The organism is Desulfuromusa kysingii (assembly GCF_900107645.1).
In the GTDB taxonomy this organism is placed as follows: Bacteria; Desulfobacterota; Desulfuromonadia; order Desulfuromonadales; family Geopsychrobacteraceae; genus Desulfuromusa; species Desulfuromusa kysingii.
Genome location: NZ_FNQN01000002.1, coordinates 255,951 through 274,525, shown reverse-complemented (window position 1 = coordinate 274,525; position 18,575 = coordinate 255,951). Strand labels below are relative to the sequence as shown.

16 protein-coding genes are annotated in these 18,575 nt (G+C 48.9%); 5 read left to right on the top strand and 11 right to left on the bottom strand.

The window, feature by feature from the left end:
- Positions 1-145: 145 nt before the first annotated feature.
- Genes mgtE through BLU87_RS04415 form a run of 3 tightly spaced genes read right to left on the bottom strand, consistent with a single transcriptional unit; the run spans position 146 to position 3,206 of the window.
- Positions 146-1,519 carry a magnesium transporter gene (gene mgtE / locus BLU87_RS04425; RefSeq protein ID WP_092345115.1) on the bottom strand — a complete coding sequence of 458 codons (1,374 nt, stop codon included), beginning with the start codon at positions 1,517-1,519 and terminating at the stop codon, positions 146-148.
- 27 nt (positions 1,520-1,546) lie between these two features.
- Positions 1,547-2,704, bottom strand: coding sequence for a M20 family metallopeptidase (locus tag BLU87_RS04420; RefSeq protein ID WP_092345114.1), 1,158 nt, complete (start codon positions 2,702-2,704; stop codon positions 1,547-1,549).
- A 1-nt stretch (position 2,705) separates the two neighbouring features.
- The gene (locus BLU87_RS04415) at positions 2,706-3,206 is read right to left on the bottom strand and encodes a GNAT family N-acetyltransferase (protein WP_092345112.1); all 501 of its coding nucleotides are present in this window, start codon (positions 3,204-3,206) and stop codon (positions 2,706-2,708) included.
- Positions 3,207-3,461: 255 nt separating this feature from the next.
- On the opposite strand from BLU87_RS04415, the gene BLU87_RS04410 reads away from it, so the two are divergent.
- The 5 genes from BLU87_RS04410 to BLU87_RS04390 all read left to right on the top strand — a co-directional run bounded on the left by BLU87_RS04410 (position 3,462) and on the right by BLU87_RS04390 (position 9,231).
- On the top strand, positions 3,462-4,163 hold the full coding sequence (locus tag BLU87_RS04410; protein ID WP_092345110.1) for a Bax inhibitor-1/YccA family protein: 702 nt from the start codon (positions 3,462-3,464) through the stop codon (positions 4,161-4,163).
- A gap of 264 nt (positions 4,164-4,427) precedes the next feature.
- Positions 4,428-6,092 (top strand): formate--tetrahydrofolate ligase, encoded by a 1,665-nt coding sequence (locus BLU87_RS04405; RefSeq protein WP_092345108.1) that lies wholly within the window; start codon positions 4,428-4,430, stop codon positions 6,090-6,092.
- A gap of 43 nt (positions 6,093-6,135) precedes the next feature.
- Positions 6,136-7,581: an NAD(P)/FAD-dependent oxidoreductase gene (locus BLU87_RS04400; RefSeq protein WP_092345106.1), complete on the top strand. Its 1,446-nt coding sequence runs from the start codon at positions 6,136-6,138 to the stop codon at positions 7,579-7,581.
- On the top strand, positions 7,578-8,837 hold the full coding sequence (locus tag BLU87_RS04395) for an NAD(P)/FAD-dependent oxidoreductase (protein WP_092345105.1): 1,260 nt from the start codon (positions 7,578-7,580) through the stop codon (positions 8,835-8,837). Before BLU87_RS04400 ends, BLU87_RS04395 begins: the two co-directional genes overlap by 4 nt.
- A 1-nt stretch (position 8,838) precedes the next feature.
- Positions 8,839-9,231 carry a DUF1667 domain-containing protein gene (locus tag BLU87_RS04390; RefSeq protein WP_092345103.1) on the top strand — a complete coding sequence of 131 codons (393 nt, stop codon included), beginning with the start codon at positions 8,839-8,841 and terminating at the stop codon, positions 9,229-9,231.
- Here BLU87_RS04390 and xpt read toward each other — a convergent pair.
- The 8 genes from xpt to odhB all read right to left on the bottom strand — a co-directional run bounded on the left by xpt (position 9,228) and on the right by odhB (position 18,574).
- Positions 9,228-9,749 (bottom strand): xanthine phosphoribosyltransferase, encoded by a 522-nt coding sequence (gene xpt, locus BLU87_RS04385; RefSeq protein ID WP_092345101.1) that lies wholly within the window; start codon positions 9,747-9,749, stop codon positions 9,228-9,230. The two genes, BLU87_RS04390 and xpt, sit on opposite strands and share 4 nt — an antisense overlap.
- Complete coding sequence (locus tag BLU87_RS04380; RefSeq protein ID WP_092345099.1) at positions 9,746-10,666, bottom strand: ABC transporter permease; 921 nt, start codon at positions 10,664-10,666, stop codon at positions 9,746-9,748. Before BLU87_RS04380 ends, xpt begins: the two co-directional genes overlap by 4 nt.
- Positions 10,659-11,729: an ABC transporter permease gene (locus BLU87_RS04375; RefSeq protein WP_092345097.1), complete on the bottom strand. Its 1,071-nt coding sequence runs from the start codon at positions 11,727-11,729 to the stop codon at positions 10,659-10,661. The genes BLU87_RS04380 and BLU87_RS04375 overlap by 8 nt, the downstream gene beginning before the upstream one ends.
- Positions 11,726-13,243 carry an ABC transporter ATP-binding protein gene (locus tag BLU87_RS04370; RefSeq protein WP_092345095.1) on the bottom strand — a complete coding sequence of 506 codons (1,518 nt, stop codon included), beginning with the start codon at positions 13,241-13,243 and terminating at the stop codon, positions 11,726-11,728. The genes BLU87_RS04375 and BLU87_RS04370 overlap by 4 nt, the downstream gene beginning before the upstream one ends.
- 75 nt (positions 13,244-13,318) lie before the next feature.
- Entirely contained in the window at positions 13,319-14,395 is a 1,077-nt protein-coding gene (locus BLU87_RS04365; RefSeq protein WP_092345093.1) for a BMP family ABC transporter substrate-binding protein, read from the bottom strand.
- A gap of 113 nt (positions 14,396-14,508) precedes the next feature.
- Positions 14,509-15,804, bottom strand: a complete 1,296-nt coding sequence (locus BLU87_RS04360) for a M23 family metallopeptidase (RefSeq protein WP_092345091.1) — start codon at positions 15,802-15,804, stop codon at positions 14,509-14,511.
- 137 nt (positions 15,805-15,941) lie between these two features.
- Positions 15,942-17,354 (bottom strand): dihydrolipoyl dehydrogenase, encoded by a 1,413-nt coding sequence (gene lpdA, locus BLU87_RS04355; RefSeq protein WP_092345089.1) that lies wholly within the window; start codon positions 17,352-17,354, stop codon positions 15,942-15,944.
- Positions 17,355-17,371: 17 nt separating this feature from the next.
- Positions 17,372-18,574, bottom strand: a complete 1,203-nt coding sequence (odhB, locus tag BLU87_RS04350) for a 2-oxoglutarate dehydrogenase complex dihydrolipoyllysine-residue succinyltransferase (protein WP_092345087.1) — start codon at positions 18,572-18,574, stop codon at positions 17,372-17,374.
- Position 18,575 lies beyond the last annotated feature (1 nt).

Sequence of the window (18,575 nt, the reverse complement as noted above, 5' to 3'; positions counted from 1 at the left end):
CGCTATTTATTTTTTTAAGCAGGGTTTATTGTCGTTTAAAATCAGGTAGATAGGTTTAGCAGCTTAGCGTCTTTGAAAAGCTGTGAAAGATGACCTCAACCGATAAAGGAACTATCTATTTGCAGGGAAAGGAATTGTTGTTCTCTCAGAGCTTTTCCAGAACGAGAGAAGCGAAGCTGAGGACAAAAAAGAATCCGCACATATCTGTCACGGTTGTTAACAACGGACTTGAAACCAGAGCCGGATCAAGTTTTGCCCGTTTCAACAACAGAGGAATCAATCCGCCGAGAGAAACAGCGACAATGGTGTTGACGGCGAGAGCTCCACCAACCACCAGGCCTAAAAATGCATTTCCCTTCCAGACATAAGCGATTGCTCCGAGCAGGATTCCAAGAGCCAGACCATTCAAGACGCCGAGACTCGCCTCTTTTGCCAGCACCCGCAGTAACTCGGTCGGACGCACCAAGCCTAAAGAGAGTTCACGCATGCTGACGGCAACGGCTTGGTTACCGGAACAACCGCTCATATCGCTGACCATGGGCAAGAAAACAGCCAAGGCAATGACGGCTGCTAAGGTGTCTTGATAGAAGGCGATCACACTTGCAGCGAGGATGTTCAGAACAACATTCAAAGAGAGCCAGGACAGGCGTCGTCCAGAACGGGCCAGCAGCGGCATGGAACGAAACTCTTCACCACCGATAATCCCTGAAAAACCGAGAAACTGGTCTGTACTTCGATTGTGTTTTTCCTCTGCGACAGCTTCTGGAAGGACAATCCCGAGTAAGCGTGAGTCGTCGTTGACAACGGGTACCCCGAAGAGGTTGTGTTCTTCAAAAAAGTTATGGAGTTGGAGCAGAGAGTCATTGGCGTTGACCCGAAAGGGGTTGCTGATCATCAGACTGGCAAGTTTTGTCGTCCGTTTTGGAAACAGCAGGTCTCGCAACCGCAGCACCCCTTGCAGGTGATTGTTGTCATCTGTGACATAGAGGTATTGAACATCGTACTCCGCATATTTTTCACGGTTGTTCTGCAATTCCTCAAGGACGTCCTGAACGGTCTGGTTACTTTGAAAATCAAGATATTCTGAGATCATCAACCCGCCGGCGCTATCAGGGGCATAAGTGAGAAACTGGCGGGCTTTTTCCGCTTCCACCGGGGTCATCTGATCGATAATTGCGCTGGCATCTGCTTCGTCCAGTTCCCCGAGGATGTCAACGATATGATCACTGTCCAGTTCTTCGAGAATAGCTGCCGCGTGTCCCGGTTGCAGCTCCTCAATCAGGTCCGCACCCTGGGTGTCGGAGATGTCGGCAATGACATCAGCAGCATCTTCTGGGTTGAGCAATGTTAATAAGCGGGTTTGCTCTTCGGGGTTCAATCGGGAGACGGCTAAAGCGGTGTCGGCAGGAGTTATTTTGTCCAGAAAGGCGACAATCTGTTGTGGATCATCCGTGTTAATTTGGCTTGAAAGCTCTTCCCACAATTTTTCCAGCTTTTTCCCCGGCTCAAGTGGCTCCATGGTTATCTCCTTGTGGCGCTGGTCTTGTTAGCGGACTGGTTCCTGGTGATGGTCTGTATGAGGGCATGCGAGTGCCAGTGCTGCATAAATTCGTGCTGCTGCTTCAACCTCGGTCAAGCTGGTTTGTTCCTCTGAGGTATGTGCCGTTTCCAGCGATCCTGGTCCAAGGATCAAAGGCTTGCTCCCCGCCTGATAAAACAGATTACCATCGGAGTGAGACCGGAATGGAACAAATTGAAGGGGCAAATTGAGTCGTGGGAAAATATCTTCCAAGGCCACCATCAATGGATTATTCAGGGGTAATTCATAGCCCCCGGATTCAAAGTCAAAACGGGCTTCTAAGGAAAGTCCTTTAATTGTTTGCCGTGCATGGGTGAGGGTCTGCTCCAGTTCTGCACGGACTGTCGCCGGTTGAACGTCTGGAGAAAGGTGCAGATCAATCCATGTGTCACAGCGGTCAGGGACAACGAATCCGGCTCGAGATGAACTCATTTCACGGATTGAATAGACTAATTTGGACGGTTGTTGTGCAAACAATGGTGAGCGCTCAATTTGTAGTAGAACGCGTAACATTGACTCAATTGCGTTGTGCCCCAATTCTGGCAGCGAAGAGTGGATGCGACGTCCCAGAGTGACCAGCGCAATCTCCATATAACCATAATGGTTAAATGCCGGGCGCAATGACGTTGGTTCGCCGATAATTGCCCAGTCTGGACATTGCTCAGCTAGAAATCTGCTACTGCCATCACCATTTTCTTCCTCTCCCACCACCAGTAACAGTCCGAGTGTGGGACGTTGTTCTTCGGCCAGGGTTGCCAGTGCCAGCCAGGCCTCAACCATCGCAGCGCAACCACCTTTCATATCGGCACTGCCCAGACCGCGGACGACCCCCCATTCTTCCACAGCGGTATATTTATCAATGTCCCATGCGGTAACTGTATCAACATGGCCAACGAAATATAAGGACGGCTCACCTTGACCCATGGTGGTGATCAGGTTGTAACGCTCACCCTCGACAATCTGTCTGCGGACTGGAATGCCGGTCGCAACGAGACGTTCTTCCAGATAGAGTTGTATATCTTCTTCTTTTCCCGAAGGGGAATAAATATCGATCATTTCCATCAAGGTTTGCCGGAGACGGATTGGATCGATCGCGTTCCAGACGTGTTCAAGAGCGACACTCATACTAATCCTTCTTGCGCTTTTTTTGTTCCCGAGAAAGATTCAAGGTCATGTAGACATGCTTCTGGGTATTGCCGAACCCCTGCTTTTTGAAAAAGCGGATTCCCCCCTTGTTGTCAGCATCGGTATCGATAACAATCATCCGCACACCTTGATCTAACATCCGTTGCTTAATCTCTGTGAAGAGTTTATCACCGGCGCCACATTTTTGTGTGCCTGGCCGTACACCAATCCAGACCAGATAGCCGTATTTCCAGGCTGAGTTATTTTTCTCAACGGTGGTGCCGAGAGCGAAACCGATGACTTCTCCGGCAAACTCGGCGACGATGCAGAGTTCGTTGTCAGAGTTGAACAGAGTGGTGATTTCATACTCATCCCAGGTTCGGTACATGCTTTGAGAAAATTCCGAGGTAAAAAGTTCTTCACCCAGGTGGAAAACTGCTGCGAGGTCATCAATGGTCATGGCACGGATTTCAAGTTGTTCTACAGTTTTTTGTCGAGTCATAATTCAACCTGTCTGCAATGAAGGCGTTTTTTTAGCAAATAAAGCCGCAAACTCTTTGGTCAAAAATTGCCGTTCTTATGCGAGCTTAGTGTCTATTTTTGGCAAAAGACAAGCAAAAAAAGCAACGCGACAAGAACAGCGAAACTGCTTCGGTATAGATATCCCGTATGGAGTCATTGTGGTATAATACCCATTGGTCACTTGTATAAAGGTACAAACTTTACTTTTTATTTTCACAAGGAGAAGGACATAACAATGTACAGCCCGAACGGAACTTACACTGATAGTGCCCCAATAACGATTACTAACACCTTTTTTCGCAAAGTCTACCTGTGGATGACTGCGGGGCTTGCGGTGACAGCTCTGGCATCCTTCATGATGCTTTCCAGTGCAGCAGCTCAACAAATGATTTTTGGCAACCGGGTGGTTTTTTATGGACTGATCTTTGCTGAACTGGGACTGGTGATTGCTATGTCCGCCGCTATCAACCGGATCAGCGCAGCAACAGCTACCTTGATGTTTCTGGGCTATTCGGCCTTAAACGGCATCACTTTTGCGGCAATCTTTCTCATTTATACCAACAGTTCAATTGCCAGCGCCTTTTTGGTCACAGCAGGGACTTTTGGCGCCATGAGTCTCTATGGTTATGCGACCAAACGTGACCTGACCGGCCTTGGAAGTTTTATGTTTATGGGGTTGGTGGGAATCATTATTGCTTCGGTGGTGAATATTTTTCTGCAAAGTGAAATGATTTACTGGGTCACCAGTTATATTGGTGTTTTGGTTTTTGTGGGTTTGACGGCCTATGACACCCAAAAAATTAAATTGATCGGCCAGGCTGGTTTTGCTAACGAACAAGAGCGCCATAAAGCGGCTATTCTTGGAGCTCTGAGACTTTATCTTGATTTTATCAACCTGTTTCTGATGCTGTTACGGATTATGGGCAACAGACGTTAAAGCCTTTATTGCCGCTAGAGATAACCATAAAACTTGTAATCAGTGCCCCTGGACTTAAATGTTTCAGGGGCTTTTTCTTTTTTTGGATACGGATCAGAATATTTCAAGGCTCAGTGTCATCGGGGAGATGGGGGCCGTATCTGCAAGGATTCATATTGTCGATATTTCTCGTTTTATCGCCATCCAGAATTAGTAAATTCCTCCTCAAGTGGTAAAATATGAAGATGAAGATGCATTAAATTTTTTTTGGATGAGGGATTCTCTATGCTGAGTGATACCGAGATCGCGCGGCAGATCAGACCGAAGCCGATTGGTCAGATTGCGGATCAATTAGGGATCGCTAAGTCTGATCTGTGGCCCTATGGTCGGGATATGGCGAAGGTTGATTTGAACGCTTTACACCGACCAACAGGCAAGAAGGGGCGCTTGGTTCTGGTTTCTGCGACGACCCCCACGGCTGCCGGCGAAGGGAAAACTACGACGACGATCGGACTCGGGCAGGCTTTTGCCCGGTTGGGGGAATCGGTCTGTCTGGCATTACGGGAACCTTCACTCGGTCCCTGTCTGGGGATGAAGGGTGGGGCGACCGGTGGCGGTTATAGCCAGCTTGTTCCTAGCGATCGGATCAACCTCCATTTTACCGGTGATTTTCACGCTATCACCAGCGCCAATAACCTCCTTTCTGCGGCCATTGATAACCATATTTTTCAGGGTAATGAACTCAATATTGACCCGCGCCGGATCCTCTGGCGGCGGGTGATGGACATGAATGATCGTAGCTTGCGGCATATCGTTCTCGGATTGGGGGGGAAGCAGCAGGGGATTCCGCGTGAGGGAGGTTTTGACATCACCGCAGCTTCTGAAGTGATGGCGATGCTTTGTCTGGCCGCGGATATGGATGATTTTTGCCAACGCCTCGAAAATACCTTAGTTGCCTTTACTTATCAGGGTGAGCCGGTTTTTGCCAAGCAATTGCAGATCACCGGGGCCATGCTTGCTCTCCTGCGTGATGCCATCCATCCCAATCTGGTGCAGACCCTGGAAGGGGTTCCCGCTTTTGTCCACGGTGGCCCCTTTGCCAATATTGCCCATGGTTGCAACAGTCTAATGGCGACCCAGATGGCGCAACATTATGCCGACTGGGCGATCACAGAGGCTGGATTTGGTTTTGATCTCGGCGCGGAAAAGTTTTTTGATATCAAATGTCGAATTGGTCATTTAGATCCTTTGGCCGTGGTCTTGGTGACGACAACCAGAGCGCTGAAATTACATGGTGGGAGGGCTGTTGACAGTCTTGGTGGTAAAGATGTGTCGGCATTACGCCAGGGGTTGGACAATCTCGACAAGCATATTGAGAATGTGCGCAAGTTTAATAAAGAGCCGTTGGTTGCTCTTAATCATTTCTCAGGAGATGAGACTGAAGAACTGGATGTGATTAAGAATCACTGTCAAAAGGTTAAGACTCCGTTTGTACTGTGTGATCATTATGCCAGCGGAGGCGACGGTGCTATTGAATTGGCCAAACAGGTGATTCAGGTTGCCGGTCAGAGCCAGCCATACTCACCTTTGTATTCGCTCGAGTTGCCGGTGGAAGAAAAGATCAAGATTGTTAGTCGCCAGATCTATGGTGCTGATGATGTTGCCTTTACCCGACAGGCGGCCAAAGATCTGCGTCAGATTCAACAACTTGGATTTGCCAACCTGCCTATATGTATTGCCAAAGCACCGGGTTCGCTTTCGGATGATCCTAAGTTACTGGGCCGACCACGTCACTTTGATATCACCGTACGGCGACTGCAAATAAATTCAGGAGCGGGTTTTCTGGTGGTTTTCACTGGCGATATTTTACGCATGCCGGGCTTGCCGAAGCATCCCGCAGCGGAACGTTGGCGGTTGCAGCCGGATGGATCGATTGACGGATTGGAATGAGTTGTAGTCCCCTTGTGGGTTGATTGTTCAAGGAGGTTGGAGAATGTACGATGTTATTATTATCGGTGGCGGAGTCGTTGGCTGCGCTCTGGCCAGAGAGCTGTCACGTTACAATTTGCACCTTGCGCTGCTTGAAAAGGAGGTTGAGGTTGGTTTCGGGACCAGTAAAACCAATTCAGGAATCATTCATGCCGGACATCATTCATCAGCCGGCACTCTTAAGGGGAAGTTTGAGTGGGCTGGTAACCAGATGTGGGACGATCTCGCCAAGGATCTGAAGTTTGGTTTTAGGCGCATCGGTGAACTGCTCATAGCGCGGCAAACTGAGGACCTGCAATATCTACAGGATCTTAAAAAACAGGGAGAATCACGAGGGGTGACCGGCCTTGAGTTATGGGATCCGAAGCGGCTGCAAAAAGAGGAGCCCAATCTCAGCCATACCATCCTTCAAGCTCTCCATGCCCCAACTGCAGGGGTTATTAATCCCTACGAAGCCTGCTTTGGGCTGATTGAATGTGCCTGTCAGAATGGTGTTGAGCTTTTTTGTGCTCACCCGGTCCAGAGCATCAAGGCGGTTGAATCTGGGTTTTTGATCCATACCCAGCAGCAGGATTTTCAGAGTCGTATTGTCCTTAATGTGGCCGGAGTGTATGCCGATCGTGTCGCGGCGATGGTCGGTGCCGATAATTTTAAAATCTCTCCGCGCAAGGGCGAAGAATATATGCTGGATCGTCGTCTACAGGGAATTGTCACCCATCTGATTTTTCCGACCCCTACCGCCACCAGTAAGGGGGTTCTGATTATTCCGACTGTTGATGGCCCGATTATGGTGGGGCCAACCGCAGAAGATGTGGATGATCGTGAAGATTTTACCACCAGTTTTTCTGGGGCTGCGAAAGTTTTCGCATCGGTACAGGAATATTGTCCGGCCATCTCTGACCGTGACACTATTACCGAGTTTGCCGGGTTGCGGGCTGTTGCCGACAGCAATGATTTTGTTATTGAGGGGTCATCTGTCCGTGGTTTCTATAATATTGCCGGGATTCAGTCTCCCGGTCTTACCGCAGCGCCGGCTATTGCCACCTATGTGACCGAGATGCTCCGTGCTGATGGCATTGCTCTTACTGAAAAGGAGCGATGGAAAGCAGATATCGATGGCCCCCCCCGTTTCTCGCAGATGACACCCACAGAGCGGAAGGCCGCAATCTTGGAAGATCCGGCTTACGGACGTATCGTTTGTCGTTGTGAGTCCGTCACTGAAGCAGAGGTGCTCTACGCGATTCAACATGGTGCCCGTACCCTCGATGGGGTGAAGTTCCGGGTCCGTGCCGGAATGGGACGTTGTCAAGGGGGATTTTGCACCACACGAATTATGGATCTTTTAGTCCAGCATCTGGATGTCCCCCTGACGACAATAAGTAAGCGTGGTCAAGGGTCGGAGGTCTGTATCCCACGTCGAGATCAAATCTTAGCAGAGGATGAAGTATGAATAATCCACTGAAAAAACAGTATGATGTGGTGATCGTCGGTGGCGGACCTGCTGGATTAGCCGCCGCCTTGGGTGCCCGTAAGTCCGGGGCCGAGAATATTCTCATTATTGAACGGGAAGTTGAAGCAGGGGGAATTCTCAATCAATGTATTCATAGTGGTTTTGGATTGCACTATTTCAAAGAAGAACTGACTGGGCCGGAATACGCCGAGCGCTTTGTTGCTCATGCCCTGTCTGAGAATATTACGATGTTGACCGATTCTTATGTTATTGATATCAGTCCAGCCTTGCAGGTGGCGGTTCTCAGCGGCAGACATGGCTATTTGAACGTGCAGGCGCGTGCGGTGGTTTTGGCGATGGGGTGTCGAGAGCGGACTCGAGGCGCTATTCGTACGCCGGGATTCAGGCCTGCCGGGGTGATGACTGCCGGATTAGCACAAAAAATGGTCAATATGAAAGGGGTTCTGCCGGGACGCAAGATTGCCATTCTCGGTTCAGGTGATATCGGTCTGATCATGGCCCGACGACTGGCTTTGGAAGGTTGTGAAGTTGTCAGTGTTTATGAAATCTTTCCATATTCCAATGGCTTGACCCGCAATGTGGTTCAATGCCTCGATGATTTTGATATTCCTCTACAACTCTCAGCAACGGTCGCCTTCATCCATGGACGTGATCGCGTCAATCGCCTGACCATTGCACCGGTCGATGCGCAACGTCTCCCCGACCTTAACAAGTCTTGGGATGTTGATTGTGATACGCTGCTTTTTTCTATCGGTTTGATCCCTGAAAATGAACTGTCGACCAAACTCAGATTACATATGGATCCGGCCACTGGAGGCCCACAGGTGAATAGCACTTTGGAAACCTCTCTGCCAGGAGTTTTCGCCTGTGGCAACGTGTTACACGTTCACGACATTGTCGATTTTGTCTCGGAGGAATCACTGCGGGCTGGACAATTTGCGGCGGATCTTGCGCTTGGTAGGCGCCGTCCAGGTGATAATATCGCCCTGCAGAAAGGGGCAAATATTGCTTCCTGCGTGCCGCATAGCCTTTCCCCTGATCGTGAGCAGGTTATCTACCTGCGAGTCAAACAACCGATGAAGAATTGTATTTTATCTATTGGTGATCGCTATCAGAAAAAGTTCCGTATGTTGATTCCTGCTGAGATGATCCGGCTTACCCTTGCTCCTGAGGTTCTTGATCGTTACTTTGGCGACAACTTGAAAATAGAAGTTCGCCCGCAGGAGGTTGAATGATATGAAAGAGATAAAAAATATGACTTGTATTGGTTGCCCGATGAGTTGCCCCCTGCAGTTGACGATAGTTGATGGTGAAATAGAGGAAATTACCGGCTATAGCTGCAAAAAAGGGGAAGAGTATGCACGGCAGGAGTACACAGCTCCTAGAAGAATGGTGAGTACGACTGTTGCTTGTAGTGGTGGTTTGTGGCCTCGTGTCCCCGTTAAAACAGCGGAAAGCATACCCAAAGAAACTGTTTTAGCTGTGGTGCGAGAGCTTCATAGATATAAGGTCAAAGCCCCGGTGCAGGTGGGGCAAATTATCCTCGAGAATGTTGCTGGAACCGGTGTTGCGGTGGTTGCGACGCGGAGCTTGCCTGGTTCAAAGAGTGAGGGACAGGAGACGATTTAACTGAGATCATCCAAGGTCAAAATTGACTCAATGTCTCTGCGTGTTGATTTGTTAATGATGACAGCCGCCCCGAGCAGATTTGCCTTGGCTTGGGTGATGATCTCTTCAATTGCTTTCAGGGTTGAGCCTTTGGCAAAAAAATCATCAATAAATAAAATATTATCTTCTGCTTGGAGTACTTCCTTGGAAACATAAAGGGTGGTTGATTCCTGTTTGGTAAAGGAATAACTGGCCGCAGCGTAATAGTCCGGCATGGTGATGGGGCGTTTTTTCTTGGCATAGATGAAAGGCACTTTGAGCTTCAGAGCGACTGCTTGCGCAAGCATGATACCGCTGGTTTCGGCTGTTAAAATCTTCGCAACCGGTACATCAGCAAAACGGGCGGCGATATCATCTCCGAGTTGATGGATCAAAACTGGATCAACCATGTGATTAAGAAACTGATCAACCTTGACGAGTTCTCCGTTGATTTCTCCATCGCGGTGGATGCGTTCCAGTAATATCTCTGCTGCTGTCATTTACGATCCTCTCGATCATAGGGAAGTCCCAGACCTTCAGGTTGCTGGCTAGCCCCTTTTTGTAATCGCAAGGTTGAAATGACCAGAACCAGAATGGTGAAAAAGTACGGTAACATCTGTAAAATATGGGCGCTGACAGTTGTCCCCATCGCTTGAAAGCGCAACTGCATTGCGGTAATGCCACCAAACAGATAGGCACCCAGCATCGCCTTTGGACTTGACCATCCAGCAAAAATAACTAGCGCTACAGCGATCCAACCACGACCAGCAGACATGTTTTCAATCCACATGGGAGTGCTGGCCAAGCTTAAGTAAGCTCCGCCAATTCCTACCAAACCTGAACCGGTTGACACGGCTAAGAAACGGTATTTGCTGACAGAGAAGCCACAGGTGTCTGCTGCAGCAGGGTTTTCACCGACACTGCGGACACCCAATCCCCAGCGGGTGCGGTAAAAGAAAAACCAGATCAGAAATACCAGGAGAAAACTGAAATAAATCAGTAGATCCTGGTTAAAAAAAGCTCTGCCGATGATCGGTATTTGACTGAATCCGGGAATAGCCAGACGTTTAAAGCCGACGATGGTCTGTCCAACCATCTCTTTGCCAAACAGCGCCGTAATACCGATGCCGAACATGGTCAAGGCCAACCCGCTGACAATTTGATTGCCGCGTAGCTGCACCGTAATAAAAGCGTGAATACTCCCGGCGGCGAAAGTTGCACAGAATGCGGCCAAAACTCCGACCAGTAAAGAGCCGCTTAAATAGGTGCCAGAAAAACCAGCAAGGGCACCGATCAACATCAATCCTTCAATGCCCAGATTGATGATGCCAGCGCGTTCGTTGATGATTGCCCCCAGAGTGGCAAATAAAATCGGGGTGCCAGCGCGTACCGTGGCATCAAGGAGTATTTCAAGCATGGGCGATTCCTTTAACTCGTTTAACACGATAGATGATGAAGAAATCTGATGCCAGCAGGAAGAACAGGATCAACCCCTGAAAAGCATAAACAAAGGCAACGGGGAGTTGCCATAATAGCTGCAAGCTGTCACCACCAACGAGGAGAACTCCCATTAAAAACGAAACAATGACCACTCCGATGGCGCTACGCTTAGCCAACCAGGCGATGATAATGGCGGTATAACCATAACCGGGAGAAAGACCGTGCTGGAGGCGGTGCTGGAGACCGGCGACCTCACTGAATCCTGCGAGTCCGGCAATAGCACCACTGAGAAAGAGGACGAAGAAAATGGCGATACCGGTGTTCATTCCGGCATATTGGGCCGCTTTTTGATTGCTGCCGATCACCTTGATTTCATATCCCCAGACTGTCCGTTCGATAAATAAATAGAGGAGCAGAGCGCAAAACAGGGCGAGGAAAAAACCGCTATGCATACGGGTATTAAAATATTCAGCAAGACGTGCAGCATCGCCAAATTGGGCGGTTAGGGGAAAATTAAATCCCTTGGGATCTTTCCACGGACCATAGATCAGATAGTCCACCCAGAGGATGGCGATATAGTTCATCAGCAAGGTGACAATGACTTCATTGACCCGCCAACGCGCTCGGAGGAAACCTGCAACTCCTGCCCATAATCCTCCACAAAAGAACGCGGCAAAGAACATGGCAGTCATCATTAACCAATGATTTTGAATCCCGGAAAACAGCGCGACCCAGGTTGCCCCCATCGCACCCACGTAAATCTGTCCCTCAGCACCGATATTCCAGATTTGCATCCGGAAAGCGAGACTGACCCCCAATCCCGCGAAAATCAAAGGCGTTGTCTTAACTAGGGTTTCTGACAGGCCATAGAGCGAGCCCAGAGACTCAATGATGATTTCTTTGTAAGCAGCTAAGGGACTGACACCGCTGGCGAGCAACAAGAAGCCAGCGACAAACAGGGCCACAGCAATAGAAGCAATGGGGGCGCTGAAGCGGAGCAGGGCGGAAGAAATTTCACGGCGTTCAATGACTAATTTCATGTTGTCGCTCCAGGGGTTTCACCACTCATCATCAGGCCGATTTCTTCGCGTGTCGTTTTACGTGGATCAACATATCCGATCAACTTGCCACGAAACATGACGGCAATCCTGTCGCTGAGTTTGAGCAATTCATCCAGATCTTCAGCGATTAAAATCGTACTCATCCCCCGATGAGCGCCATCTGCGATCACTTTGTGGACATATTCTGCGCTCCCGATATCGAGTCCACGTGTCGGGTAAAGGGCAACCAGAACAGCAGGGTGTTCGGAGAGTTCGCGAGCAATGATAACCTTTTGAATATTGCCACCTGACAAGTAGCGGACAGGGGTGCCATCAGGGCCCGTTTTTATCGCAAACTGGGCTATTTTTTCTGCGGCATTACGCCGGATTGCCCGTTTATTCTGAAAAATCCAGTTTCTGAATAGGCCACTTTTAAAGCTTTTCATAATCAAATTGTCATCAATACTCATATCGGGGGCGATACCAATGGTCTTGCGGTCTTCAGGGATGTGAGCAATGCCAGCAATATAAGAGTATCTGGCATTGCTGTTAGTGATATCCTTATCCCCAGCCATAATGCGTCCCTGATTGGTATTTTTCAGCCCGGTCAACACTTCGGCTAAGGCTTTTTGACCGTTTCCGGCAACTCCGGCAATCCCGAGGATTTCACCTTTTTTTAAACTGAGGTTAAAGTTATCCAGATCAGACAGTCCCCGCTCATTGCGAACTGAAAGACCTTGAATATCGAGGACAACTTGATCTGACATTTGCAGGGTTTTTTGCCATTGGGGAATCTTATCTTGACCGATCATTAATGAAGCGAGCCTGGACTCATCAAAGTCACCCCGGTTCAGGGTTTCAAGACTGCACCCTTTTTTCAGAATGGTGACGCGGTCAGAAATTTCCATGACTTCACGCATTTTATGAGAAATGAAGATGATGCTTTTCCCCTGTTCTTTCAAGCGGCGTAACACGGCAAATAAGCGATCAGCTTCCTGCGGGGTGAGGACCGCTGTCGGTTCGTCGAGAATGAGAAGTTGGCAGTCGCGCATCAACAATTTGATCAACTCAATCCACTGCTGTGCGCCAATGGACAGTTTCCAGACGGGGGTGTCCAGATCCAGATCCAGGTCAAATTCATCGATCAGGTTTTGTATCTTTTCCTGATATTTTTTACGATTGAAAAAGTTCGGCACATTTTCGAGAGCCAGGAGAATATTTTCAAACACAGAATGGGCCGGTACCAGCATGAAGTGTTGATGCACCATCCCAATCCCGTAAGCAAGGGAGTCGCGCGGGCTGGTGAAATGAACGCGCTCTCCTGCAATGCTGATCTCTCCGCGATCCGGGTGATAGAGTCCAGTCAAGACATTCATCAAGGTACTTTTCCCTGCACCATTTTCACCTAACAGCGTATGAATCTCTGCTCGTGCGACGGAGAAGGAGACGTCATCAAGAGCGACGACACCAGGGAATGTTTTGCGGATATTTTTGATGTGCAAGAAATCGGTCATAGCTGATGCTTTTACTGCGAGTCAGGGACTAAAAAAGGCACGCTAAAAAAGCGTGCCTTCGAGAGTGCTATCTGGTTATTTGGAAATCGTACCCTGAACACCCTGGACAAAATAGTTCATACCCAGGAGTTCACCGTCAGTCGGAGTCTGTCCAGCAGCAACGACCACTTTTCCAGTTTGATCTTTGATTGGTCCGCTAAACGGATGGAGGGTGCCTGCTTTGATGGCGTTAGCTTTTTCAGTTACCAGAGCTTGTACATCAGCAGGAACAGCTGGACTGAAATCAGCTAAGCGAACCAGATCTTCCTTCATGCCTGCCCAGATCTGCTCTGATTTCCAAGTGCCATTGTGAACCTCGTTGGCCAATTGGGTGTAGAGGGCTCCCCAGTTCCAGATCGGAGCGGTCAGAAAAGCATTGGGGGCGAAGGTGCGCATATCTGAGTTGTAGCCTATTACGTATGCACCACGTGCTTCAGCTGCCTGCATGGTTGCCGGGGCATCCTGGTGCATGGCCAAGACATCGGTGCCAACATCCAGAAGACTATCAGCTGCATCGCGTTCGACGCCTGGATCGAACCAGGTTTGGGTCCAGACAACTTTGACTTCGGCTTGTGGATTAACACTTTTAACCCCGAGGGTAAATGCGTTTATGCCGCGAATGACCTCTGGAATTGGAAATGCTGCAACATATCCGATGGCGTTGGTTTTCGTCATTTTCCCGGCAACGATTCCTGAGAGGTAACGGGGCTCATACATCCGGCCAAAATAGGTTCCGACATTTTCTGCAGTTTTAAACCCGGAGCAATGCATAAACACAATATCTTTATTGCGCTTAGCTACATCAATTGTGGCATCCATGTAACCAAAACTGGTGGTAAAAATGAGGTTGTGCCCTTTACGCACCAGACCATTAATAACCCGGGCTGACTCTGCCCCTTCAGGGACCGTTTCGATGAAAGTCGATGGTTGCACAAAGGGAAGTTGTTCCATCTCTTGACGTCCCAGGTCATGGGCGTATGTCCAGCCAGCATCACCAACCGGTCCGACATAAATAAAACCAGCTTTAATCTCTTTTGCCGGAGCCATTGCAAAAGAGTTCGCAGTAAAGCAGAGTGCCAGAGTCGCCAGCAGAAACAGAGTCGCTTTTTTCATAAAATCATCCTCACGTTGTTGGGGGAAAATAAATTTAAAAAGAATCTTTTAGACCAGTCCAGAGGGAGTGTCAAGACATCCAAGCTAATCCAAGACTCAAGAAATAGATGCAGCTACAATTTACTGTCAATATTATTCTGCAGCCAGCTACCATCCCACCATTCGATGGGCTGCACTGGAACTCCAGAGACAAAAACACCGAGGTGGAGATGGTCTCCGCCAGCCATTCCGGTCGTCCCACTTCGACCAATCACCTGCCCACGGGTCACAGTGTCTCCTGGGGCAACATCGAGTTGGCTCATATGCGCATAGAGGGACTGTAGTCCGAGTCCATGGTCAATAAGGACACAGAGGCCATAAATTCCCATATAGTCCGACCAGATAACTTCACCAGCATTTTCTGCAACGATCTCCGCCTGCGCGATTGAAGCAAGATCCTGTCCATGGTGAACTTGCTTGTCGATTTCTTTGCCGTTGTAGTAATAGGTGCGGTGATCAGCAAATTGGGCCAGGCTCGCGGCCTGTGGTTGTCGCAGAAAAGCACCATCCCAGAGCGGTGTTGGTGATGTCTGGGTGCTGAGTTCCGTTATTTTGTCTCTGTTCTGTTGGCGAATTTGCCGATTAATATAAAGAAAAACATCCAGAGGGTTCTCAATGTCAGGAGCTAACGTTTCAAATTCCGGTGCTTTTTGGGAGAGGAATTTGTCCGTGATATTGATTTTTCGCTGTCGGAATTTTTTATTATTAGCACGGTAGTACATTCCCAGTTGACGTTCATTTCCGGCGAGGTCACGAGCAATGATTCGAGGGACAAAGTCGCTCTCTTTAACATTGTAAGGATAGGCAAACAGGCAGGCGTAGTTCCCTGATTCCTGTTGGTAGGCGGGGAAGAAGTAATCACCGAACAGGACTCCAGTTGAGGAGACTTTCTCATTCAGGCTGAATGTTGCCAAACCACTGCCACCTTTAGTGAAATTATGTGCTTTGCTGTGGAGTGAAATGACCGGTGCCCGAGAATCATAGGTCAAAGTGAAAAGTTGTTTGATGGTGTTGCCTTTACCAAAATGGTAAATCGATTGATCCGTGGAGGTGACCTCAATCTGTAGCTCTCCTTCCTGCAATTTCAGAGCAGAAAGATCCAGGTCCATGTCAGCAACAGCTGTTTGCGGTGCAAAGGCCCGTTTTAGGAGCGGGAGTTGATTGTTCTTCTGGATGACAACAACCTGTATATTTTTGATCCCCGTCCCTTCATCAGTGAGGGATAACAGAATCTTGGTGTTTTTTGAAATAGGACCACTACCAGGAGTTAAGCTGAGCTGTGGTGGGTTTGTATCGCGAAAATAAAAAATCCCAGCAGCAATTAGCCCAACAACGACAAGTAACAAGAACAGTTTTTTTATTGATTTCAAGATAAAACCTTATTGGCAAAAAATTGTGATTTGGTGAAAAAAGCAGATGATGAGTGACAGAGTCATAAAAAATCCACACCAAGACCATGCTTATCTTTTCGTTGTCTTTATCCGTTTGTCAAGGCCGGCAATTAATATCAAGCGTGAATAGCCTCCTGATTTACAGCCAACGCAGCTTCTTTAAGTGTCTCTGCTAAGGTTGGATGTGCATGACAGGTCACCGCCAGATCATGGACACTGCCCCCGAACGAGAGGATGATTGCTGCTTCGGCAATCAGTTCCGACGCCTGCGGACCGACAATATGGATGCCGAGAATACGACCACTCTCCGGGGTTGCCAAAACCTTGACGAAGCCTTCACTCATACCAGTACAAAGGGCTCGACCGCTAGCAGCAAAGAAGACTTTTCCTGCTTTATAAGGGATATCTGCTGCTTTTAACTCCGCTTCATTCTGACCGACAGAAGCAACTTCGGGCCAGGTATAGGTTACCGCCGGGATGATCTGGTAATTGATGGTCGATTTTTGTCCAGCCAGCCGTTCAGCAAACACAACCCCCTCTTCACTGGCTTTATGGGCCAGCATCGGACCGGGAACCAGATCACCGATAGCGTAGATTCCCGGAATTGCAGTCTGGTAGTTTTCATCAACTTCCAGTTGTCCTTGTTTGTTGGTTGTCAGCCCGACAGCTTCAAGTCCAAGTCCCTCTGTATGGGCACGTCGCCCGGTGGCAACCAGAACCTTGTCGCAGATGATCTGCTCTTCACCCTTGCTGGTTGTCAGGCTGGCAACGATGCCATCCTTGGTGGTCTCGATCTTATCCAGCCGAGTTTTAAGGAGGATGTTCAGCCCCTGTTTTTTTAAACTGCGTTGTAATGTCTGGGCGACTTGCGGATCGGCTTGCGGGACAATCTGTGGGAGCATTTCTACGACGGTCACTGCTGCACCCAAGCGACTCCAGACCGAACCTAATTCCAGACCAATGACACCGCCACCAACAACCAGTAACCGTTTTGGCACTGCGGTCAAGTTGAGGGCATCACGAGCATTGATCGTTGTATCACCGTTGAAGGGGAGGTGGGGAAGTTCAATGGCCTCACTCCCTGTTGCCAGGAGAAGATTTTTAGCTGTTAATTCAAAGTTTTTATCCGTGCCAGATACCTTAACTTTTTGCATTGATTCACTGGGAGGTAAAATCTCTGCTACGCCGGTAAAGGCTTCAATTTTATTCTTTTTAAAGAGTCCAGCAATTCCCCCGGTAAGCTTTTTGACAATCTTCTCTTTGCGCACCATCATTTGTTGCAGGTCCAACTTAGCTCCAGTGACTGCAATCCCGTGTTCAGCCAGTTCATGATCAATTCGGGCAAAATGTTCACTGGATTCAAGCAGTGCTTTGCTGGGAATACAGCCTTCGTTCAGACAGACCCCGCCTAATGCAGAGCGCTTTTCGACCACAGCAACAGTAAAGCCCAGCTGCGCTGCGCGGATAGCGGCAACGTAGCCACCAGGACCGGCGCCAATGACGATCAGATCATATATTTGTTCAGACATTTGTTCTCCTTTAGAGTTCAAATCTTGAGTAGCAACGTTTCTGGATTATCAATGTAGTTCTTAACCTGCTTGAGAAAGCCGACAGCCTGTTTACCATCAATGATCCGGTGATCATAGCTGAGGGCAATATTCATCATCGGACGGATGACAACTTCGCCATCCACGACCACGGCTCGCTCCTGAATACCATGCATTCCAAGGATCCCACACTGTGGTGGATTTAAAAGCGGTGTGGAGAGGACAGAACCATAAACACCACCATTACTGACCGTGAATGTTCCCCCTTGGAGCTCATCCAATGTCAGTTTCCCTTCGCCGGCGCGGACTGCGAGGTCACGGATGGTTTTTTCGACACCGGCGAAATCGAGTTGATCAGCATCGCGGATGACGGGGACAACCAGACCACGCTTGCTACCAACGGCAACGCCAATGTCGTAATAGTTGTGGTAAACGATATCATTGCCATCGATGCTGGCGTTGACTTCTGGTGCATCTTTCAGTGCCTCAGCGCAGGCCTTGATAAAGAAAGACATGAAACCGAGACCGACATCATGCTTTGCTAAAAAGGTCTCTTTATAACGCCGCCGTAACTCCATGACCCGACTCATGTCGACTTCATTGAATGTTGTTAGCATGGCTGTTTCTTGCGTGGCGCGCAAGAGGTGCTCAGCCATTTTTTTACGAAATTGTGACATGGCGACTCGTGTGGTGCGCTCTGTTTTGTCAGTTGTCGTTACCGGTTGAGCAGCGGGTGCAGTCTGGGGCGCAACAGATGTAGTTTTTGGCTCCGGCGCTTTTGCTGCGGGGATGTCGTCAACGAGAATCCTGCCGTCGCGACCACTCCCTTTGAGTGTTGCTGGATCAATGCCACGTTCAGCTGCAAGTTTGGGGACTGCGGGATTCATCACTGCCACTTTGGCGACGACTGGAGCAGCAGCGACAGCTTCTTCTTTTGGGCCAGCTGCTTGTTCAGCATCCCCAGGTGCTGTGGCCGTCTCATCGATTTTTCCGACGACAGCACCTATTTTGATGATTTCTCCCTGCTCAACCAGAATTGTTAGTTTTCCGGAAGCGTCAGCATTGAGTTCAACGTTGACTTTTTCCGTCTCCAGTTCCAGGAGCAAGTCATCTTTGTTGACATACTCACCATCTTTTTTGAACCATTCTCCGATTTCTGCTTCAACGATTGATTCACCTACCTGGGGTACTATGATGTCCATA